Here is a 22,197-nt window from a genome sequence, read left to right as displayed (position 1 = left end):
ACACGCTTACGGGGCTTTAGCCGTGTTTTCCCTAAGGGAATCACAATGGAGATTTCTCAGCTCCGCGCCCTTTCGGGTTCGACCCATGTATGGTCAACAAAAAAGCGACCAGCCTAAGCCAGTCGCTTTAACATGCTTTGGTGGGCCGTCAGGGGGTCAGCCTGCTGCGCAGGCGGCCGCTGCGGCGCTTCGCGCCTTGCGCGCTGCGCTGGTAAATGCTCACGCATTTCCTCAGCTCCGCGCCCTTTCGGGTTCGACCCCATGCGAGGTCAACAAAAAAGCGACCAGCCTAAGCCAGTCGCTTTAACATGCTTTGGTGGGCCGTCAGGGGGTCGAACCCTGGACCTTGGGATTAAGAGTCCCCTGCTCTACCAACTGAGCTAACGACCCAAAGCTAAAGTCCGTAGTAGCGGACTTTAGAGGAGATATCGTGTGGTGGGCCGTCAGGGGGTCGAACCCTGGACCTTGGGATTAAGAGTCCCCTGCTCTACCAACTGAGCTAACGACCCGATATCAACACGAAGCAAGAACTGGGGTGGGTAAAGGGACTCGAACCCTCGACCTACGGGACCACAACCCGTCGCTCTAGCCAACTGAGCTACACCCACCGTGTCCTGTGCGCTTCGCGCTCGACTATTATTGCAAGGAACGCCACGCGACGCAAGCCCCAATTTTCAAGAATTTTGAAAAGAGTTTTTCGGATCCATTTCGAGCAAATCCCACCGGTTCCATAGGAGTAAACTTGCCCCACCCCGATGTTCGAAAGGACAAGCATGAAAGAACTCTCCAATCGCACGGCAACGTTTACCGATTCGGTCATCCGCCGCATGACGCGCATCTCCGATATGTACGGCGCCGTCAACCTCTCGCAGGGCTTCCCCGACTTTGATCCCCCAGCGCAGCTGCTCAAGAGCCTGGGCACCATCGCCACCGATCCCAAACCGCTCTACCACCAGTACTCCATCACCTGGGGCTCCCAGGCCATGCGCGAGGCGCTTGCCGCCAAACAGGAGCACTTTATGGGCATACCGATCGACCCCAACCAGAACATCGTGGTCACTTGCGGCTCCACCGAGGCCATGATGGCTGCCATGATGACGGTCACCAACCCCGGCGACAAGGTCGTCATCTTCTCGCCGTTCTACGAGAACTACGGCGCCGACACGATCCTTTCGGGTGCCGAGCCCATCTACGTGCCGCTCAACCCGCCCACATTCGACTTTGACCGCGAGACACTCGAGGCGGCCTTCCGCGACAACGACCCCAAGGCCATCGTCCTGTGCAACCCTTCCAATCCCTGCGGTAAGGTCTTTACACGCGAAGAGCTCACCTTTATCGCCGATCTCTGCAAAAAGTACGACGCCTACTGCATCACCGACGAGGTGTACGAGCACATCGTCTACGCGCCCCACGAGCACGTCTATATGGCCACGCTGCCCGGCATGTTCGAGCGCACCATCAGCTGCAGTTCGCTGTCCAAGACGTACTCCATCACCGGCTGGCGTCTGGGCTACACCATCGCCCCGGCCCAGATTACCGAGCGCATCAAGAAGGTCCACGACTTCCTCACTGTGGGTGCCGCCGCCCCCCTGCAGGAAGCCGTCGTCACCGCTCTCAACTTCGACGACAGCTATTACCAGGAGGTCCTCGATCTCTACACAGCCAAGCGCGATCTGTTCTGTCAGGGGCTCGATAGCATTGGTCTTGAGCATAACGTGCCGCAGGGCGCCTACTACGTCATGATGGACATCTCTGAGTTTGGCTATGACAGCGACCTCGACTTCTGCGAGGACCTCGCGTCTAAGGTGGGCGTGGGCGCTGTGCCCGGCTCGAGCTTCTTCCGTGAGCCCGTCAACCATCTGATTCGCCTCCACTTTGCCAAGCGAGACGAGACGATTAACGCGGCGCTGGAGAACCTCAAGTCGCTACGCGATAAAATCAATCCGCGCGGGTAAGGACGGCCCGGCAACTAAAGCACCCAAAGAAGCCCCGCACCGCACGCGCGTTGTGGGGCTTCTTTTTATAGCGCTTTCTTAATTTGTTTAAAGCGCTATACTTTAGTCACGGAACAACTCGTCCCAGGGGGGGGGAATACTATGGCAGAGCAGCAGCTTATCGGAGCGCTCGAGGCCGGCGGCACCAAGATGGTCTGCGCCACGGGCTATGCAGACGGTACGGTTCTGGAGCGTGAGCAGATCGCAACCACGACCCCGCAGGAGACCGTTGAGACCGTCAACGCATGGTTTGCAAACAAGGGCATCGCCGCGCTGGGCATCGGCGCCTTTGGCCCCACTGCAGTCAACCCTGCCTCGCCCCAATACGGCAAGATCTTGGAGACGCCCAAGACGGCATGGCGCTACTTTGACCTGCTGGGCACCATCCAAAACGAGCTCAATATTCCCTGTGGCTACGATACCGACGTCAACGTCGCCTGCTTGGGCGAGGTCAGCTTTGGTTGCGCCCAGGGCCTCACCGACGTGGTGTATCTGACCATCGGCACCGGTGTGGGCGCCGGCGTGCTCTCGGGCGGCCAACTCGTGCACGGCATGATGCATCCCGAGGCAGGGCACATCCTGGTCACACGCGATCCGCGCGACACCATCGGCGAGCACAGCGGCTGCCCCTTCCACGACAACTGCCTCGAGGGCCTCATCGCAGGCCCCGGCATTAAAAAGCGCTGGGATGGCAAAAGCGCCGGAGACATGGCCGATGACCCGGCGGCCATGGACCTGCTCGCAGGCTACCTGGCACAGGCGCTCATGACCTACACGCTGTGCTATGCGCCGCAAAAGATCATCATCGGCGGCGGCGTGGCCGACCACACCCCCATCGTGCCGCTCGCCCGCAAAAAGTGCGCCGAGATGCTCAATGGCTATATCGTCACGCCCGAGGTCAACGACATCGATACCTACATTGTCAACAACAGCCTCGAGGGTAAGCAGGGCATCATGGGCTGTCTGGCCCTTGGCGCACAGGCGCTCCAGTAAAGGGTGCACCAACGACACACGGTATTGCCGGGCCCGTATAACGCGCAGACAACGCTATCGCGTCCTGCAGGGCCCCCAAACGCACAAGGCCGCCTAGGACCAAGAAAAACGTCCTAGGCGGCCTTTTTGGTGCATACAAGCGATCGGAGGAGATATCGGAGCATGACGCCGGTAGCCGCTCCGCAGCAGTCAATCATCACGTCGGTAATCATACCGGCGCGCCCCGGCACAAATAACTGAATCGTCTCGTCGATTGAGGGGACCAGCAACAGAAAAACCACCGTGGGAAGCAGTCTGTCAAAAGTGCGTCGACCCTCGATATCAAAGGCATGTGTCACCAAAACACCGAGCACCATATACTCGGTAAAGTGTGCGCACTTGCGGACGACAAAGTTGGTTACCCATTCATACGGCAGGCTCAAGCTATGCAAAAACCCGCGGACGTCCTCCATGATCGCCAAGCTCAGTGAGCCGGACCCCGTGCCGGGAACCAGTGAATTGCCCCAGATCAGCAACACCATGACGCAGGCCGCAACCGCCCACTTACGATCGATCTTAATCATGCAGAACTAGGCCTCGGCACGAAGCGGCGTAAAACTGGCGGTACCGCCCTCGATAACACTCAAATAGGCACGGCCCGTACGCTTGGCGGTAGAGGACTGCAGGCGCTCGATCTCTTCCTCAAGGATCTGATTGACGCGCTCATGGCGACGGTTTTCCATAACGCCGGCGGCGATAGCCTCGGCGCGCTCGATACTCTCGCGCGAGATACGCGCGGTATCCTCGGGAAACACGGAGCTGTGGCGGCCGACATAGACGGGAGCAACCGAGACAGGTGAGGCTGCAGGCGTGGGCATCGGCGCGGGGGCGGGCTCGGCGACCTCGGCCATGATCGCCATGGCGGCGGCCCACATGTTCTCGTGGCCCGAATAATCGGCCATGGGGATATCTTCCTCGAGGGAGGCATCGGGGAGACTGTCGGTATCCACGCGATTCTGGGCATCGATAGAGGCAGTGATGGCGGCGGGCTCGTCCAAATCGGTGAGATCCACACCCTTGGCATCGGAAATGATGGGCATGCTGGCGAGCTTGGCGTTGTACGGCACCGCCTCCGCGGCCTGCATTTGGGCCGAAGCGCCCCAAAGCGAGCTTTCGGCAGCACGACGAGCGGCGATGGTCTCCTCGTCGACAACCAGGGGCTCATCGGCAAAGGGGTCGGCGACAGGAGCCGGCTGAGCTGCGCCCTGCTGGCCGGTCGAAGCGGCCGCCGCGGCAGAGGCGTACGCAGCCGAAGAAGCACCGTTACAGGCGGCATTGTTGGCAGCGTTGGCCACAAGCGCCACGAAAGCTGCAGTGCTGCCCGCAGGGGCGGCATGAGAGCCCGAGACGGCACGTGCGGCAGCAACGATGTCGTCGCGGTTATAGGAGCCAGTCTTTCCACCGTTTGTGAGCTCGTCAATTGCGACCTGGTAGATATCGCGCGAGCGAGCGGGATCGCAGCTAACCGGCGAATCGTCGTCGAGCATGCTATCGATCATAGCCCAGGCATCGGCCTCGTCCATGGCATTGGCGGCACGGGCGATGGTCGGAACGCCATCATCGGCATGACGGCGCTGAAACGCGCCGGTCAGACCGGAGAGAAGCGAAGAGGATTGACCCTGCTCGTCCAAAGTGACAGGAGCAGCAGCCCGGGGAGCGGCCTCCTCCTGCTGAACGGGAATAGAGGCGGTCTTGAACTCGTTGTAGGTCCGACTAAACTGAGCGGCGCCGCCCACGGCATCGGGCTCAAACAGGCGGCCATCGTGCTCCGCACGATACTCAGAGATACCCAGCGAGGCGGCATAGATACCCACGCCGGCCACTGCGCCCACGGCAAAGGGAACAGCACCCGCGACGACCGTCTCGTTGATCGACGAAAACGGCAGTGTAGCGGCATACACGACCACGGGTGCGGCAAGGCCGATCCCGCAGGAAAGTCCGGCAAGGACTGCTCGTTGTGTTGCATCAGAAGAAGCCATGAGCTCTCCCCATCTTCCAGCACCCAAATCGCATCATTCAGTTGGCTGCGCGAGAGAAGATGAAGCGGGGCCTGAGCCCCAAAGCAACGGTATAAGGTTCGTTTCATCTGCGTTTTCCGTCGCGAAGCTTAACTGCTATTATGCGAAACCCCCTTGGGGATTGCAAGCGACGAAGCGGAATTGAAACGGGAAAATCGCTGCTTGCCGGTCGTGAGGTCAATAATCGTTGGCGAGCGGCTATACGAAAAGGGCCAGGATCTAAACCCCGGCCCTTCTGGCATGTCTATGGTTGCTGTCGCGTGCAGCGGACGGACTAGAACGTCTGCTCGTAGTCGCTGTGCTTTTTAGCCGAACGCACCAAAAATTCCTGGTTGGTATTAGTGCCCTTAAGGCCCTTGATAAACGACGCTGCCGCGCGCTCGGTGTTGTTCATGCCGGCGAGGATGCGGCGCAGGCCAAAGACAAACGGGCGCATTTGCTCGTCGACCAACAGGTCCTCGTTGCGCGTGCCCGAGGCAACGGGGTCGATGGCCGGGAAGATGCGGCGGTCGGCCAGGTCACGGTCGAGCTTGAGCTCCATGTTGCCGGTGCCCTTGAACTCCTCAAAGATGACCTCGTCCATCTTGGAGCCGGTATCGATAAGGGCGGAAGCAAGGATGGTGAGTGAGCCGCCGTTTTCGATATTGCGGGCAGCACCCAGGAAGCGTTTAGGCGGATACAGGGCCGCCGAATCGACGCCGCCCGAAAGGATGCGGCCCGAGGCGGGCGCCGCCAGGTTGTACGCACGGGCAAGACGCGTGATGGAGTCGAGCACCACCACGACGTCGCCGCCCAACTCCACGATGCGCTTGGCGCGCTCGATGACGAGCTCGGCCACGCGGGTATGATTGTCGGCGGGCATATCGAAGGTGGAGGCCACGACCTCGCCCTCAATGGAGCGCTGCATATCGGTGACCTCTTCGGGGCGCTCGTCGACGAGCAGGCAGATAAGGTGCACCTCGGGATTGTTGATCGAGATAGACTGGCAGATCTTCTTGAGAATCGTAGTCTTACCGGCCTTGGGCGGTGACACAATCAGGCCACGCTGGCCCTTGCCGATCGGCGACACGATATCGATGGCGCGACCGGTAATGGAATCCTTGCCATGCTCCATGCGCAGCGGCTCATTGGGGTAGACCGGCGTGAGATCGCCGAACTTGGGGCGGTTACGGGCCTGCTCAGGATCAAGGCCGTTGACGGTCGTAATTTTGGCGAGACCGGCACGCTTGTCGCCGCCGCGCGAGGGACGAAGCGAACCCTCGATCACGTCGCCCGTGCGCAGACGCGCGGAGCGGATGAGGTAGGCGGGCACGAAGGCGTCGTCATTGGACTTCATGTAGCCGTGGGCATGGATGATGCCGGAGCTGTCCGGGCGAATCTGCAGGATGCCCTTAATATCGCGGAAGCCCTCGGCCTTCGCGGCTGTAGTGTAGATCTCTTCGACGAGCTCGGCCTTCTTCTTGCCGGTCGTCTCAATCTCGAACTCCTTGGCCTTCTCGCGCAGCTCGGCGACCTTCATGGCCGCGAGCTCCTCGCGCGAAAGCGTGGGCTCAGTCGGAGCAGCATTGCGCTCCTTATTGCGCTGTTTGCGGTCGCGCTGACGGCTGCGGCGGTCGTTGTTACGATCATCCTTGCGCTCGCTGCGCTCATCGTTACGCTTGTGCTGACGACGGTTGGGGCGGGAACCCTCTTCGGCCTCAGCGCTCTCGACGGCAGGCGTCGTGGGCGCATCGGCGGTCGCCAGGGTCTCGCCGTCCGACTTAGCGTCGGACTCGGGCTGTTGCTCAGCATCCCCCTGCTGTTCGGCAGACTTGGTCTTGGAAGATTTCTTGCGCGTGCGCTTGGGCTTCTCGCCTGCCGACCGATCGGTGCCCTCCGTCTCGGGAGTCGTGTCGACACTCGCCTCGGTAGACTCAGCTACCGCAGATTCGGCGCCGGACTTCGCCTCTGCCTTAGCTGGGCGTTTGGCTGCGGTGTGACGGCTGCGCCCGGGACGAACGTCGGCAGACTCGGCAGCGGCAGAAACAGCGACCTCAGGAACATCAGCGCCCTCGGCCGAAACCACGGCAGCCGTTGTAGGCTCGACGAACGCCGGGGCATCTTGGACAGAAGCCGCGGCAGCGGCCGCCTTCTCCGCCTCGACAAATGCCTTGGGCTTGCGGCCGCGGCGATGCGGGCGCAAAGCAGGATCGACGACAAATGCACCGCCGGCCTCGGCAGGCACGACAGACTCAGCAGAGGAAGCGTCCTCCTCCGCCGCAGAGCGAACCGGGGTCTCGGCGGCATCGGACGAAACCTGCTCGGCAGCCTGCTGGACCTTGGCCGCCGTGCGACGGCGCGTGCGCGGAGCCGGCTTTTCTGCTACCTGCTCGGGAGCCGGAGCCGAAGGCGCCTCGGGGGCGGACGAAGCCGCGAGTTCGGTCAGAGCCGCAGCATCGCGCTCTGCGGCACGACGGCGAGCACGAACAACCTGGGCTTCGCTGATCTGCGCAAGCGCGCGGGCCTGCGCAACCTCATCTGAAAGCGGCGCCGAAACCTCGGCGGAAACCGGACGCTTGGCACGCGTCGTGCGCGTGGTGCGGCGTTTGGGCTTTGCAGCCTCATCGCCATCCGCAGCGGGCTTGGCCACACGACGCGTGCGCTTGGGCTTCACGGGCGCAGCCTCCTCCCCGGTAACAGGTGCGACGGGAACAGGCTTCTCACTCAAAGCCAAGGCAGCGTTCTGGTGTGTCTCGGGGACCGACGCCTGCGACGGTGCGGGTTTCGCGATTTGGTCCAACGCAACCGGTGCAGCGGGAGTGGTTTGTGCCGTGCTTATTTCATTTTCTTGCTGTTGATCAGACACAGTGTTTGCTCAACTTTCTTTTAAAGCCCTGTGATCACATGCTCCCTGCATAAACCTTCAGGGCGGCTAAACAGTCTAGCTCCGTTCAAAACACAACGGACATCATTGATCTGTATCGAGATGATTGCGTCAAATACGCAGCGTTAGTGTAACACAACCGCCACCACCTGCAACTTAGTCATTGGACGTTCTTATACAACTGGTCAAAAGGGACACTCTCCCTCAAAAGCGCTTCCTCTGTCGCACCAGAGGAGTGAAGCCGTGGCATCCGGAATAGCCGCGCCACGAAACGCGCCTATCTACTACGTTTGACCCGCGACCCCTGACCATCCCCTCGATCTTCCTAAAATCGCAAGCCCGCTACCTGCGGTTTTAATATCGTACTTTTCGGCATGGTTCGGGGTATGCGACTAAACGTAGTAGATAAGCCCGATTCGTGGCGGACGGTTTCGCACCGTCTCCCACCGGACAAAAATGATCCGTTTTCCTCCGTCCCCAAGGGGTCGTTTTCAAAACGATCGCGGATTACGGTGCAAGAACGGCGTAAGCCAACCATACCCTGCATTTTTAATATTCGGCAAGCCGTCTACCTACGATTTTATTTTCGCTGCTGTTGCTATGGTCGCCAGGCAGCGATTCAGCCCCGTAAACCGGTATAGTTGCGTTTTTGTAGCATTTTCCAACACGCCAAAAAGCCCCGCCAAACGCAAAAAGCCCGACCTCCGTATGGAGATCGGGCTTATAGGGCTCAGCAAAGCCAAACCTACACGGTCAAACGACCCGTAGATTACATCTGCTCGGGTGCGGAAACGCCAACCAGAGCGAGCACCAGGGCGAGCGTCACGCGGACGGCGTCGCAAGCGGCCAGACGGGCGCGCGAAAGCTCGGGGTCGACGGGACGGCCCTCGCTCGGAAGCACCTGGCAGGCAGCGTAGAAGCTGTGGAAGTCGCCGGCGAGCTCCTCGGCAAAGTGCGTCAGACGGAACGGGGCGCGGTCGCGAGCGCAGCTGGCGATGAGGTCGGTGAGCTCGTTGAGCTTACGCGAAAGGGCAAGCTCGGTGGGGTCGGTCAGCAGCGAGTAATCGACGTTCTCGCCGATGGCCTTGGCGGCGACGGCCTTCATGCCCATCTCATCAGCCTGCTCGGGCGTAACGTCAGCGGCACGGCGCAGAATGGAGCACACGCGGGCGTGAGCGTACTGCACGTAGTAGACCGGGTTGGAGTTATCACGCTTCTTAACGGCCTCGATATCGAAGTCGACCATCTGGTTGGAGCTCTTGGAGATGAGCGTGTAACGGGCGGCGTCGGAGCCGACCTCGTCAACAAGCTCCTGCAGGGTCACCATGGTGCCCTTGCGCTTGGACATACGGACGGGCTTGCCGTTGCGCAGCAGGTTGACGAGCTGGCCCAGCAGAACCTCGAACTTGCCGGGATAGCCAAGAGCGTCGCAGACACAGCGGACGCGGTCGATGTAGCCATGGTGGTCGGCGCCCCAGATGTCGATGACGTGGTCGACGCGCTGGAACTTGTCCCAGTGATAGGCGACGTCGGAGGCGAAGTAGGTGTACTCGCCGTCGGACTTGATCAGGACGCGATCCTTGTCGTCGCCCAGGTCGGTGGAGCGGAACCACAGAGCGCCGTCCTTGGTGTAGAGGTAGCCCATCTTGTCGAGCTTCTCGAAAGCGCGGTCGACGGCGGAGGTGCCGGCGGTCTCGCCCTCGGTGTCCTTCACATACAGTGAGCGCTCGGAGAACCAACGATCGAAGTCGCAGTTGACGGCGTGGCAGAGGTTACGCATGTTGTCGACCATCTTTACGTAGCCGCGCTCGCGGAAGCTCTCCATGCGCTCCTGCGGATCGGCGTCGACCCACTTGTCACCGTCGGTGCGCCAGAACTCGGCGGCCTCGTCGATGATGTAGTCGCCGCCGTAGGAATCCTTGCCCAGAGTCTCGGCAAAGTTGTCCTGATACGGATGGGTCTCGGGATGCTCGTCGTTCTCGTCGGCAACAAAGGCATCGCGGTCGGCAATCAGCAGCTTGTGAGCCTCGTCGATATCCACGCCCTGCTTGGCGATGATGTCGGCAAGCTGCATATAGCGTGTGCTGATGGAGTTGCCGAAGGTGTTCATCTGAGAGCCGTGGTCGTTGATATAGAACTCACGCTGGATATCGTAACCGGCATGGTCCATAACACGGCAGAGGGAGTCGCCCAGAGCGGCCCAACGGCCATGGCCAATATGCATGGGGCCGACGGGGTTGGCGGAGACAAACTCGACCTGGGTCTTCAGGCCGCCGCCGACGTTGGACTTAGCGAAGTCCATGCCCTTCTCGCGGGCCTCGCCGAAGATGGCATTCTTAACGGAGACGGAGAGGTAGAAGTTGATGAAGCCAGGGCCGGCGATCTCGACCTTCTCGATCGCGGGATCCTCGGGCATATGGGCAACGACGGCCTCGGCGATCTTGCGCGGGGCGCAGTGAGCCAGCTTGGCGGACTTCAGGGCCATGGTGGAGGTCCACTCGCCATGAGAAGTGTCAGCCGGTCGCTCGATAGCGCAATCGTCAAGTTCAAATGCGGAAAGGTCGCCGGCCTCCTGGGCCGCAGCAAGCGCAGCGCGTACCAGCTCTTCAATCTTCTCGGGCATAGATCCTCCTTGTGTTAAAGCCCCCGAGCTCTTGGTCACTCGTAGGGCAAAAGCCAGAGTTTGCAGCACTCTATCACAAGCGATAACTACTGTCGCAGGGTAAAGTCAATCGATATTGCATATGCACAAAATTGACCACAGTTGTCGCAAGGCCATTCAAAGATGGCGGTCTGCCTGCTGATTGTGCACCCGCCGAAAATGAATATACATCTGCATGGGCAGCTCAGAATATCGAATACTCTTACCTATCGGATTTGTGTGCTTTTCCTGCATAAAGTAAGGGTTTGCGCACGTCAGCGTGGTATTCTAGACATACGTAAATTCGTATAAGCTGGAGGTAGCATGTTCTCAATCGGTCAACACGTCATTCATCCGGGTCAGGGAGTCTGCACCGTCGTCGGTTTTAGGGAAGACACACCGCAGCCCATGCTGTTGCTCGAGACCAAGCAGGGACATGCGCAGACGATCCTCATGTACCCCGTGGCGCAGGCCGACCGTCTGCATGCCGCCATCTCCCAGCAAGATGCCGAGCACCTACTGAGCCATTACGACGAGCTGGAGTGCGACACCTTTACCGAGCGCAACAGCTCGCTCGAGGAGACGCACTTTAAGCAGCAGCTCAAGCTGGGTGCGCCCGAGACGGTCCGCGTGGCAAAAACAATGATGCACCGTATTCGCCAGGCCGAGGAAGCAGATAAAAAGCCCAGCTCCTACTACATGCGCGTACTCAAGGAAGCCAAGCGCCGCTCCATCGAGGAGATTGCCGTGGCCTTGGGCGTCACCGAGGAAGACGCCGAAGCCCGCCTAGCCCAAGCCGCCCTCAACTAACCTGCCAAAAAGGGACAGGTTTATTTTGGCAGGTTTTATCTGGGGAAACGTCAACAAACAATTGGTAAATGGTCGGGTGCTCCGTTTTGTTTGTAAGCCCCGGCCATTTTTCTATCGCTGCGAAAATGCGTGAAGCCCATTTGTGATGACATCACGCGAGGGCCGTCCAGATCGACGCAACCAACGCCCGTATCCGCAAAAAGCAGGACTGGCGGCATACGTCGAATATCCCTGGAGCAGCCATCGCGAGTATCTAATGAGTGCCAGGTCACGGCCGCATGTCACCGGCAGCGTTGTCGGTGTTTTATTCCCAACACCTTGCTCATACCTTCAACTCATGGAAAGTGCGCCGTCGCTTCCCTATCGCCCCAGCGCAACAGCCAAGGTTCGCGAGGAAGATCTATGCGAATTTGGCACGGCAATCGTGCAGAGTGTCGCAGGATGCGCTCCGACGGAACTCAAATCTGTCTCCAAGCCACTTCGCAATGAGGCGATTCTCGCGCTTCGAAAACAAGGGCTAACCGTTAAGCAGGTTCAGCTGTTGACCGGACTCGGAACATGGATTATCAAGAACGCGTCCTAACGTCGCGTTTGCCGAGTTACGGGTACGGCGAAGCGCAGCCACCTGCCGCGAGGCGCCGCCATTCGCAAGCGCCACCATGTTAAACAGAAAACGCTTCCGCTGAATAACGTTCAACGGAAGCGTCTTCCCAGATAAAACCTGCCAAAATAAACCTGTCCCTTTTTGGCAGGTTAGGCCTGGAAGGTGTCGCGGTCGGGCGCGAAGGACTGCATGGCCGCGATGGTGCGGTCGAAAAGCTCGGGGAGCTCCCAGCCCAGCATCTCGGCGCCCTGCGTAATCACGTCGCGCGAGCAGCCGGCGGCAAAGCGCTTGTCCTTGAACTTCTTCTTGAGCGACTTGGTCGTAAAGTCCATGACGCTCTTGCTCGGACGCATGATCACGGCAGCCCCAATCAGGCCGGTAAGTTCGTCGCAGGCAAACAGGATCTTTTCCATCTGCAGCTCGGGCTTGGGCAGCGAGGTATTGAAGTCCGAGGTATGCGTCTGGATGGCGCGGATGAGCTCGGGCGATGCACCCTCGCCCTTGAGGATTTCGGCCGCATAGATGGTGTGGTTCACGGGGTCGTCCTCATGCTCCTCCCAATCCAGGTCGTGCAGCAGTCCGACGATGCCCCAAAACTCCTCGTTCTCGGGGTCGAACTCGCGCGCAAAGTAGCGCATGGTGCCCTCGACCGTCTCACCATGGGTGATGTGGAACGGATCTTTGTTGTGCTCGTTGAGCAATTCGAACGCACGGTCGCGGGTGATTCCGGCGGAAAGCGTCTGAGACATGGCAATACCTCCAGGTGAGTCGGTGCTAAGACACGGTGTCACTATCGTATATCGCCGCGGATCAAGCCGAAAGGCAGAAAAGGCATACGGAGAAAAAAGCCGGGCGAACGCGTCGCCCGGCAAAACCGCAGATAAAACCTGCCAAAATAAACCTGTCCCTTTTTGGTAGGTTTAGGGGCGGACCTGGCCGGTGCCGCGGAGCTTGTATTTGTAGGTGGTGAGGGCCTCGGCGGCAAAGGGGCCGCGGGCGTGGAGCTTTTGGGTCGAAATGCCGATCTCGGCGCCCAGGCCAAACTCGCCGCCGTCGGTAAAGCGCGTGCTGGCGTTGGCATACACGGCCGAGGCATCGATCTCATCCAAAAAGCGCTCGCAAGCGTCCGCGTCCTCGGCGATGATAGCCTCGGAATGCATAGTGCCATAGCGGTTGATGTGCGCGATGGCCTCGTTCTCGTTCGCCACTACCTTCACGCTCATCTCGAGCGCCAGGTACTCGCGGCCCCAGTCCTCCTCGGTTGCGGCCACGTAGTCGTCGCCCTCGGCAAGACCGGCGGCGGCGCATGCGGCACACATGGCCTCGTCGCCGTGAATCAGTACACCGTGGTCGTGCAGCACGGCCACGACCGCCGGCAAAAACGAATCTGCCACGGCGCGGTCCACAAGCAGCGACTCGGCGGCGTTGCACACGCCCACGCGCTGGGTCTTAGCATTGACGATAATGTTGAGCGCCTTGTCAAAGTCGGCCGACTCATGCACGTAGATGTGGCAGTTTCCCGTGCCCGTCTCGATAACCGGCACAAGCGACTCGCGCACGCAGCGCTGGATCAGGCCCGCACCGCCACGCGGAATAAGCACGTCGACGATGCCGCGAAGCTTCATGAGCTCGCCGGTGGCCTCGCGGTCGGTGGACTCGATCATCGAGATAGCCTCGCGCGGGAAACCCTTGGCCTCGAGCGCATCGGCCAGCAGTTCGGCAATCATGGCGCACGAGTGATAGGCCAGCGAACCGCCGCGCAGAATGCAGGCGTTGCCGGTGCGGATGCAGATGCCCGCGGCATCGGCCGTCACGTTGGGGCGCGCCTCATAGACCATGGCGACCAGGCCCAGCGGCACGCTCACGCGGGTGAGGTCCACACCACTTGCAAGTACACGGTGGTCGAGCACGCGGCCGACAGGATCGGGCAGCTCAGCGAGCTTCTCCAGGCCGGCGGCCATGCCCTCGACGCGCTCGGGCGTCAGCAGCAGACGGTCGAGGAGCCCCGCCGAGGTCCCCGCATCGCGCGCAGCGGACATATCGAGCTCGTTGGCGGCGACGATGGAATCGACGCCATCGCGCAGCGCCGCGGCCATGGCGCGCACGGCCTCCTGGCGCTGCTCGTCGCTCGCCGTGGCAAGCGAGGCCGACGCTGCCTTGGCGGCAACGGCAAGATCGTGGACATACGTGGCTATATCGACCGACATGGACGGCCCTTTCTCTTAGTTGTTTGCCAACCATGGTAGCCGATTTATGCATGCCCTCGCGCATGGCGGTAGAATTGGTCAACCCGAAACACCGCAACGAACGGAAGTACCGCATGGCCCTCATCACTTCGTACCACGTCCCCGGCCTCTATGTCGAGGACCACAGCATCGACGTCCCCTTGGATTGGCGCGGCCTGGAGCCAATGCTTTTGGCCTTCGGCAGTACCATGCGCCGCGGCGCCATGCCGGCGCCCATTGCCGGCGCACCCGAGAGCATCAAGCTTTTCTACCGCGTGGTTTGCGCTCCCGACCGTATCAACGACGACCTGCCTCTCCTCCTCTTTTTGCAGGGCGGCCCCGGCGGCGAGAGCCCGCGTCCGCTGTCGCCCACAAGCGACGGCTGGATTGAGGAGGCCGTCAAGCACTTCCGCGTCGTCCTGCCCGACCAGCGCGGTACCGGGCGCAGCAGCTGTGTAGACGGGCGCACGATTGCCGCACTGGGCGAGCGCGCCGAGGCGGCAGGCTCCGATGCGGCCCGCTCGCAGGCGGACTTCCTCAAGCGCCACCTCGCCAGCTCCATCGTGCGCGACTTTGAGTACCTGCGCCTGGTGGGCTTTGGCGGCAAGCCCTGGGTCACACTCGGCCAGAGCTACGGCGGCTTTTTGACGTTGAGCTATCTGTCGCTCTTCCCCGAGGGCGTGGCGGCGAGCTTTACCTGCGGCGGCATTCCGCACGTACCGGCGAGTGCCAGCGAGGTCTACGCGCACACCTTCCCGCGTATGGCGGCCAAGACTCAGCAGTATTACGACCGCTACCCCGCCGACGTCGAGCGCGTGGCGGCCCTGGCAGATGCCCTCGAGGAGCAAAAGCCCGCGCTGCCCGACGGCTCGCCGATGACGGTCGAGCGCCTGCAGCTCATGGGCAGCGACTTTGGCATGAAGCCGAGCTTTGAGCGCATGCACTGGATTATCGACCACGCGTTTGTTAATGGCGACGGTACGCTGAGCTGCGGATCCTCGGTATCAGACAGCTTTTTGATGCGCGCCTTCGAGCGCACCAACACGCGCACGAATCCGCTGTACTGGACGCTACAGGAGTTCATCTACGCCGATGGCGACACGATGCCCATTGGCTGGGCAGCCGCCGAGGAAAAGGCCCATCGTGCCGAGTTCGACACCCTCGCGCGCCCACTCATGTTTACCGGCGAGGCCATGTTCCCGTGGATGTTTGAGCAGATGCCCGAGCTCAAGCCCTTCAAGCCCGCCATGGACCTGCTGATGGAAGACACCAGCTGGGACAAGATCTACGACCCGCAGCGCCTGGCCTGCAACGAGGTGCCGCTCCAAGCCGCGGTGTATTTCGACGACATGTACGTGGATTCGGGCCTGCAGCTCGACACGCTCAGCCGCGTGGGCAACTCACACGCCTGGGTGACCAACGAGTTCGAGCACGACGGCCTGCACGGCAGCATGGTGTTCAAGCACCTCTTCGACGAGGCCCTCAACCGCGGAGACCTGCGCCGAATCTTCTAGCAAAGGAGTGTCCCCCATCAGCCGGCGCAAAAGGAACGTCCCCAAGTGCCGGCACGAGAAAGACAGCGCTGCGGGAAACGATCCGCAGCGCTGTCTTTCTTTATGCAAAGACGATCAAGTTGTCTCGGTGGATCGCGGGCTTCTCGGCCAAGTCTGCCAGCAAGCGGTTGCCGGCAATCTGGTCCTGGCGGCGTCCGGCTGCAAGCTCCAGCACGTCCGAATCGGCCTCGGCGATACCGCGGGCGACAACCATACCGCTCGGGTCGCACACGTCGAGCACATCGCCCTCGGCAAACGTGCCATCGACCTCGCGAATACCCACCGCAAGCAGGGAAGAACCGCGGCTGACCAGCGCTTTCGCGGCGCCGTCATCGACCGTCACCGAGCCATGCGCCTTGTCGCCCAGTGCAATCCACAGCTTGCGAGGCGCAATGTCCAGGCGCTCCGCCGGCGGATCGAACAGTGTACCCACGCTCTCGCCGCGGGCAAGGCGCACGAGCGCATCGGGCTCCTCGCCCGAGCAAATCACGCTCTGAATGCCCGCCGTCATCAGGATGCGGCTCGCGCGGATCTTGGTAATCATGCCGCCTGTGCCAACCGATGTGGAAGAATCGCCCGCCGAGGCAATGATCTTGGCATCGATCCTATGCACGACCGGAACGAACTCGGCCGTGGGGTCCTCGTGCGGATTGGCGGTATAGAGGCCATCGATGTCCGAGAGCGTCACGCACAGGTCGGCAGAAACCAGGCAGCCCACAAGCGCCGCCAGCGTGTCGTTGTCGCCAAACTTGATCTCGTCGACGGTAACGGTGTCATTCTCGTTGACGACCGGCACCACGCCCAGTTCCACCAGACGCAGCAGCGCGTCGCGCGCGTGCAGATAGGACGTGCGACGGGCCGTGTCGTGACGCGTGAGCAGCACGAGGGAGGTAAGCAGGTCGCGCGCATGGAACTCCTCGTCGTAGACCGACGAGATGATGCACTGACCGGCCGAGGCGCAGGCCTGCAGGCTCGGCAGGTCACCGACCGGCTTGCGGTCAAAGCCCAGCACGGGATAGCCACAGGCAATGGCGCCCGAACTCACCACGACCAGACGCCAGCCGAGTTTGCGCAGGGCAGCAGCCTGATCGGCGAGCCCGCCGATAAAGGCGCGGTTGACCTTGCCATCGGCGCCCACCACCGTGGACGAACCGATCTTTACCACCATCGTTTTATAAGAAGTCGTCATACGTCAAACCAATCAACTGTTGAGGGTTCGGGCGAGCTGACGGCCGAGGAAACGTAATTCCACCCTACACCCAAGAAAATTAGCGAGCCCAGGGGAAAGCAGAAGCCGCGGCCATGTTCTTGCGCACGAGGTCGTCGCGCACCTGCGCCAGGCCCTGCTCCATGCCCACCACATAGGTCTGCGGGTACAGGAAGCGCTTGTAGACCGGATCCAGATGGTCCAGCGCCCAAGCGCAACGCTCGCGTGCGGCCTCGATGCTCTCGCGCGGGGCAACAGCACTGCCGTCGCGCACGATCGGCACCAGCAGCTCGCGATACTCAAGCTCGGACACGTCGGTCACCAGGGCGGCATCGTTCACGGCCACGAGGGTATTGCCGCGCGCGGCGCCCTCCCCCGCCAGATGGTCCTCGTCATAGATCATGTCGCAGACCGGGCCGCCAAAGCCGTCGTAATAGCGGCGCACGCGCTGCACGCCCGGAATCGTGCGCTTGTAGGGCTGCTCGGAGAGCTTGACCACCGGCGTCCACGGGTCCGCCTCGCTCGCACGGCGGGCGGAAAGCTTGTAAACGCCGCCCAGCGCCGGTTGGTCGTAGCAGGTCGCGAGCTTGGTGCCCACGCCAAAGCTATCGATGGGCGCGCCCTGGTCGAGCAGCGACTGAATCGTGTATTCATCCAGATCGTTGGAAACCGAGATCCCCACATAGGGCAAACCCTCGGCATCAAAACGGCCGCGGACATACTTGGACAGCTTGGCGAGGTCGCCTGAGTCGATGCGAATGGCCGACAGACGCTCGCCCACCGCCTCCATCTCCTTGGCAACCGTAATGGCATGCTCGCAGCCCTCGCGCACATCGTAAGTGTCAATGAGCAGCGTGCAGTTCTTGGGGCTCGACTTGGCAAAGGCGCGGAAGGCCTCGAGCTCGGAATCGAAGCTCATCACCCAGCTGTGCGCATGCGTGCCAAAGACGGGAATACCGTAGCGGCGACCGGCGAGCACATTGGACGTAGAGGAACAGCCGGCAACGTAGCTCGCGCGCGCGACGGCCAGACCGCCATCGGGACCCTGGGCGCGGCGCAGGCCAAACTCGGCCACGGGACGGCCGTCCGCCGCCAGCACCACGCGCGCCGTCTTGGTGGCGACAAGCGTCTGGAAGCCGACGATGTTGAGCAGCGCCGTCTCGAGCAGCTGACACTCCAGCGCGGGGCCGGTGACGCGCACCATGGGCTCGCGCGGAAAGACGAGCTCGCCCTCGGGGACGGCGTCGATGTTTACATGCGCACGAAAATCGCACAGGTAGTCGAGGAATTCGGGCTTGAACATCGCGCCGCCGGCCGGGGCCTGGAGCGATGCGAGGTAGTCGATATCCTCGGGCGTAAAGCGAAGGTTTTCGACCAGCTCGGGCAGCTCGGCGGTGCCGCACATGACGGCGTAGGCGCTGCCAAACGGATGGTCACGGTAAAACGCGGTAAAACAGCCCTGCTCATTGGCCTTGCCGCTCTCCCACAGGCCCTGGGCCATAGTGAGCTCGTACAGATCGGTGAGCATTGCGATGTCGGTGGGATGCGAGATGTCGGTCAAAGCCATGGGGCGACCTTTCGGATGCGTTGTGCAGAGGTTGAGGGTTGGACGAGAGCAGAGCATGCGGACATGACGCCCGATGCAAATCGGTTAGAGCAGGCCCATGCTGGTCATGATCGTGTAGCCCATAAAGACGACAAACGCGACCAAGGCGAGCGCGATGATGATCTTTTGAGCCGGGGCCATACCGGGGATCTCGCCCTCGGCCGTGGGTTCCTTGGAGGTGACCATACGCTGGGCAAACGTCATCTCATCACGGCTCGGCTTGGGCTCGGCGGGCTTGGGGCGGGCGGCTTTCTTAGGCTGAGGCTTGGGTGCAGCAGGCGCAGGCTTCGCAGCGGCGGGCCTGGGCGCGGGCGCGGGCCTGCACTCGGATGCGCCACTCGCAGCGGCCTCCTCGGCCTTCGCATGCTCGGCACGCAGGGCGGCCAGCTCCTCACGCTCGCGCCGGGCCTCTTCCTGGGCCTCGCGGCGGGCCTTCTCAGCGCGGAGCTCTTCCAACTCGGCGCGCTCCTCGTCGGACAATGGTTGGGAATCAAGCTCGGCCATAGTGCAGCCCTTTCTTTCAAAAAAAGCCGCCGACACAATGTCGACGGCTTATCAAATCCAAGGGTGGAGACGAAGGGAGTCGAACCCTCGGCCTCTGCCATGCGACGGCAGCGCTCTCCCAACTGAGCTACGTCCCCAGGACAAGTCGATATTTTACCTACGGCTCGCCAGCTGTCAACGCCCAATACCCAGTCTTTTTGGGACGGGGCTTTTTTGACTACTTTTCGGATGGTAGCTCGACCCCCACCGGGAGCAGTCTTTTTGGGACGGGGCTATTTTAGCTACCCAGGCAGATAGCGAAAACGATTTGGACGATTAACGGCAGGGGCAGCTAAAATAGCCCCGTCCCAAAAAGACTGCTCAAAAGAGCTACTTTGCGCTGGTGAGGACGCCAGTGGTGTCGAACGCTGGGGTAAAGCTCTCGTCTACCGCGCCGCCCTCTTGCCAGAACATCGTCGTAAAGCCCAGGTCGTCGGCATGGTCGAGCACCTGCTCGTACTCCTCGCGCGTCACGGCTCGCGCCAAGTCGCCGCCCTGCTCGCGCATGAGCGCATTGGGCGTGTACTGGTTCATGACCGAGATCGGAACATCACCCACCGTCTGCCACACCAGGTCTAGCACGCGACACGAATCGTCCGCATGTCCCGGCAGAACCAAATGACGCACGATCATGCCGCGCTTCATGAGCCCGTCCTCGTCCACCAGCTCTCCCCCACGGCGCCCAATCTCGCGCGCCATTTGCGCCAAAGCCGACACGGCCACACGCGGGTAGTCCCGAATATGAGAGAGCGACTGCGCAAGCCCCGCATCGGCATATTTAAAGTCGGTTAGCCACACATCGACCAGATCGCCGAGCGCCGCCACGGCACTCGCGCGCTCATAACCGCTCGTGTTGTAGACGATTGGAACAACCAGCCCGCGCGCCCGTGCCGCGGCAATCGCAGCCGGCAGAAGGTGCGCGTAGTGCGTCGCCGTCACCAAGTTAATATTGTTTGCACCCTGGTCCTGCAGCTCCAACATAATCTCGACCAGGCGCTCGGGCATAATCTCAAGCCCAAAATTGCCCGTCGAGATCTCGTGGTTCTGGCAATAGACGCATTTGAGCGAGCAGCCGCTAAAGAAGATCGTGCCCGAACCGGCCTCGCCCGAGATAGGCGGCTCCTCCCACATATGAAGCGCCGCACGGGCCACCTTGAGCGTGTCGTTAGCACCGCATACGCCGCGCGCACCCTCATCGCGCGCCGCACCGCAACGGCGCGGACACAAATGGCAGGCGGGCGAAAAAAGTTCGGTCAACGACGTCGGCATAAAAACATGCTCCAAAACAACGATTCAGCAGCTCAAACGCAAAAGGACCAACCGCGCAGACGGCTCGAGCCCAAGGCGCCGTAATCGTCCGACACGATTTTTGTAATGTCAAGACTGGAATCGATAAAGTGCCGCTTTATGATATAGGTATTCCGCCCCCCGCGGAGCAACTGGGTGAACCGTCGCGTTTATTTAGGGAGCCCACACAGTCGTACGTAGTACAGGTATCCTTCGTTGTTAAGGACGCTGGAACGGTCGATGAGGGCACCCACCTGTTTTAGGTGGGTTCATTTTCGTAACGTGGGGGGTGGTTTTCTTTTGCCGTTTTTGCCAAAAATAGCCATCGCAGATCCCGTATGACACCCAACGGCACTCGGCAGAACCCCCGCCACCATCCCAATATCTGGTAAGCACGTGATTATCGATTGGCGCGATTCCCCGCACCCCCTTTGGTCGAGTATCATGGGTCAGCTATACCCTTTGCGGCATGGCATCCTTTGACCTTTTCCTTCGACGCTTGGCGGTTTTTGATACATGGCTTCATCCACGAGCTACATACCGTTCCTTTGCGTGGCAGCCGCGGCATATATCACGACCTTCCTCACGGTGCCCCTGGTTAAACGTCTGGCAATCAAGCTCGACGCCGTTGACTATCCTTCAAAACGCCGTATCAACACCAAGCCCATCCCGCGCTTGGGAGGTACGGCGGTCTTTTTGGGCCTGGTCGTTGCCTGCATCGTTCAGATTATGGGCACCTGGCATCTGGGCTGGCCGCCCGTCTTGGTCCCGCATCCGCGCCTGCACATTAGCTACCCCATGCTGGCGCTTTCTTTTACCGTCATTTTTGCGACCGGCGCGATCGACGACGTCTTCCAGCTTAAGCCCAAGCAAAAGCTCGCCGGCCAGGTCCTCGCCGCGCTCATCGCCTGCGTGGGTGGCCTAAAAATCGGCGTCATCGTCAACCCGGTTGCCCCCGGCGAGATTATGCTCGGCTGGCTTGCCTACCCCATCACCGTGGTCTACCTGGTGGCGTTCACCAACATTATCAACCTTATCGACGGCCTCGATGGCCTGGCCACAGGCATCTGCGGCATCGCATCGTTCACGATGTTCTCGATGGCCGTTCTCTCGGGCCGCATCGATGCCGCCGCGCTCTCCATCGCGTTGTTTGGCGCCTGCCTGGCCTTTTTGCGCTACAACTTCAACCCCGCGAGCATCTTTCTGGGCGACTCGGGGTCGCTGCTGCTGGGCTTTGCGCTGGGTTCCATTTCGCTGCTTAATGTGAGCCGCACCGCCGCGCTCACCTCGCTTATCATTCCGCTCATCGTTGCCGGTGTGCCCATCATCGACACGTTTAGCGCCATCGTGCGCCGCAAGCGCGCCCACATAAGCATTGGGCAGGCCGACAAAGGCCACATCCACCACCGCCTCATTCAAGAGGGCTATAACCAAAAGCAGGCTGTGCTGCTTATCTATGCCTGGTGTGTCCTGCTTTCGGCCGGTGCGGCCGCCATCAACCAGGTCGAAGTCCCCATGCGCGTGCTCATCTTTACCGTCCTTGGCATTGGCTCGGCAGCCTTCGCCAAGCACCTGCACCTGTTTGAGCCCGTGCTACGCCACCATTACAACAAGCGCACGCACGAAGACGAGCTGATAACCCCCGACGACCCCGCCTTTAAGCAGGAGGAGCAAGCGGCCGAGGAGCGTAAGGGAGAGCGCCACCACAGGCATTAAGGTTTGCTGCAGAAGGTCGCTCTGCTTACCGTCGGCCGCTCGTGACCACGCCTCGACCACCACGCATGCCTCGCCTTACCACCCCCTTGCTCACTTTC

15 protein-coding genes and 4 tRNA genes are annotated in these 22,197 nt (G+C 61.1%); 5 read left to right on the top strand and 14 right to left on the bottom strand.

The window, feature by feature from the left end; all coding sequences use genetic code 11:
* Positions 1-314 precede the first annotated feature (314 nt).
* The 3 genes from ACTQX9_RS04195 to ACTQX9_RS04185 all read right to left on the bottom strand — a co-directional run bounded on the left by ACTQX9_RS04195 (position 315) and on the right by ACTQX9_RS04185 (position 608).
* Positions 315-390 (bottom strand) — tRNA-Lys (locus tag ACTQX9_RS04195).
* Between the two features lie 43 nt (positions 391-433).
* A tRNA-Lys gene (locus tag ACTQX9_RS04190) sits at positions 434-509 on the bottom strand.
* 22 nt (positions 510-531) lie between these two features.
* A tRNA-His gene (locus ACTQX9_RS04185) sits at positions 532-608 on the bottom strand.
* Positions 609-773: 165 nt separating this feature from the next.
* Between ACTQX9_RS04185 and ACTQX9_RS04180 the strand changes: the two genes are divergently transcribed.
* Both ACTQX9_RS04180 and ACTQX9_RS04175 read left to right on the top strand, forming a co-directional pair.
* Positions 774-1,955, top strand: coding sequence for a pyridoxal phosphate-dependent aminotransferase (locus ACTQX9_RS04180; RefSeq protein WP_441540578.1), 1,182 nt, complete (start codon positions 774-776; stop codon positions 1,953-1,955).
* Between the two features lie 141 nt (positions 1,956-2,096).
* Positions 2,097-2,987: an ROK family protein gene (locus ACTQX9_RS04175; RefSeq protein WP_441540577.1), complete on the top strand. Its 891-nt coding sequence runs from the start codon at positions 2,097-2,099 to the stop codon at positions 2,985-2,987.
* Positions 2,988-3,100: 113 nt separating this feature from the next.
* Here the strand turns inward: ACTQX9_RS04175 and ACTQX9_RS04170 are convergent, their stop codons facing one another.
* The 4 genes from ACTQX9_RS04170 to argS form a co-directional block, all read right to left on the bottom strand.
* Complete coding sequence (locus ACTQX9_RS04170) at positions 3,101-3,550, bottom strand: VanZ family protein (RefSeq protein WP_441540576.1); 450 nt, start codon at positions 3,548-3,550, stop codon at positions 3,101-3,103.
* A gap of 6 nt (positions 3,551-3,556) precedes the next feature.
* On the bottom strand, positions 3,557-5,005 hold the full coding sequence (locus ACTQX9_RS04165) for a hypothetical protein (protein WP_441540575.1): 1,449 nt from the start codon (positions 5,003-5,005) through the stop codon (positions 3,557-3,559).
* Between the two features lie 313 nt (positions 5,006-5,318).
* On the bottom strand, positions 5,319-7,697 hold the full coding sequence (rho, locus tag ACTQX9_RS04160) for a transcription termination factor Rho (protein WP_441540574.1): 2,379 nt from the start codon (positions 7,695-7,697) through the stop codon (positions 5,319-5,321).
* A gap of 979 nt (positions 7,698-8,676) precedes the next feature.
* Positions 8,677-10,530, bottom strand: coding sequence for an arginine--tRNA ligase (gene argS, locus ACTQX9_RS04155; protein WP_441540573.1), 1,854 nt, complete (start codon positions 10,528-10,530; stop codon positions 8,677-8,679).
* Positions 10,531-10,872: 342 nt separating this feature from the next.
* Between argS and ACTQX9_RS04150 the strand changes: the two genes are divergently transcribed.
* Complete coding sequence (locus ACTQX9_RS04150) at positions 10,873-11,358, top strand: CarD family transcriptional regulator (RefSeq protein WP_154518254.1); 486 nt, start codon at positions 10,873-10,875, stop codon at positions 11,356-11,358.
* Between the two features lie 753 nt (positions 11,359-12,111).
* Here ACTQX9_RS04150 and ACTQX9_RS04145 read toward each other — a convergent pair.
* A complete protein-coding gene (locus ACTQX9_RS04145) occupies positions 12,112-12,711 on the bottom strand; it encodes an HD domain-containing protein (protein ID WP_441083210.1) in 600 nt (199 codons plus the stop codon).
* A gap of 171 nt (positions 12,712-12,882) precedes the next feature.
* Positions 12,883-14,169: a glutamate-5-semialdehyde dehydrogenase gene (locus ACTQX9_RS04140; RefSeq protein ID WP_441540572.1), complete on the bottom strand. Its 1,287-nt coding sequence runs from the start codon at positions 14,167-14,169 to the stop codon at positions 12,883-12,885.
* Between the two features lie 113 nt (positions 14,170-14,282).
* Between ACTQX9_RS04140 and ACTQX9_RS04135 the strand changes: the two genes are divergently transcribed.
* A complete protein-coding gene (locus tag ACTQX9_RS04135) occupies positions 14,283-15,701 on the top strand; it encodes an alpha/beta fold hydrolase (protein ID WP_441540571.1) in 1,419 nt (472 codons plus the stop codon).
* Positions 15,702-15,801: 100 nt separating this feature from the next.
* On the opposite strand, the gene proB is transcribed toward ACTQX9_RS04135, so the two are convergent.
* The 5 genes from proB to ACTQX9_RS04110 all read right to left on the bottom strand — a co-directional run bounded on the left by proB (position 15,802) and on the right by ACTQX9_RS04110 (position 20,365).
* Positions 15,802-16,929 carry a glutamate 5-kinase gene (gene proB, locus ACTQX9_RS04130; RefSeq protein ID WP_441540570.1) on the bottom strand — a complete coding sequence of 376 codons (1,128 nt, stop codon included), beginning with the start codon at positions 16,927-16,929 and terminating at the stop codon, positions 15,802-15,804.
* Positions 16,930-17,008: 79 nt separating this feature from the next.
* Entirely contained in the window at positions 17,009-18,514 is a 1,506-nt protein-coding gene (locus ACTQX9_RS04125; protein ID WP_441540569.1) for a nicotinate phosphoribosyltransferase, read from the bottom strand.
* An 84-nt stretch (positions 18,515-18,598) separates the two neighbouring features.
* Positions 18,599-19,057 (bottom strand): hypothetical protein, encoded by a 459-nt coding sequence (locus ACTQX9_RS04120; RefSeq protein WP_441540568.1) that lies wholly within the window; start codon positions 19,055-19,057, stop codon positions 18,599-18,601.
* 64 nt (positions 19,058-19,121) lie between these two features.
* Positions 19,122-19,194 (bottom strand) — tRNA-Ala (locus ACTQX9_RS04115).
* Between the two features lie 232 nt (positions 19,195-19,426).
* Entirely contained in the window at positions 19,427-20,365 is a 939-nt protein-coding gene (locus tag ACTQX9_RS04110; protein WP_441540567.1) for a radical SAM protein, read from the bottom strand.
* Between the two features lie 534 nt (positions 20,366-20,899).
* Between ACTQX9_RS04110 and ACTQX9_RS04105 the strand changes: the two genes are divergently transcribed.
* Positions 20,900-22,099, top strand: a complete 1,200-nt coding sequence (locus tag ACTQX9_RS04105) for an MraY family glycosyltransferase (RefSeq protein ID WP_441014800.1) — start codon at positions 20,900-20,902, stop codon at positions 22,097-22,099.
* Positions 22,100-22,197: the final 98 nt, after the last annotated feature.

This window comes from Collinsella sp. LCP19S3_F2 (assembly GCF_052121015.1).
Taxonomy (GTDB): Bacteria; Actinomycetota; Coriobacteriia; order Coriobacteriales; family Coriobacteriaceae; genus Collinsella.
The sequence above is the reverse complement of the archived record's forward strand: the minus strand, read 5'-3'. Positions and strand labels throughout refer to the sequence as shown.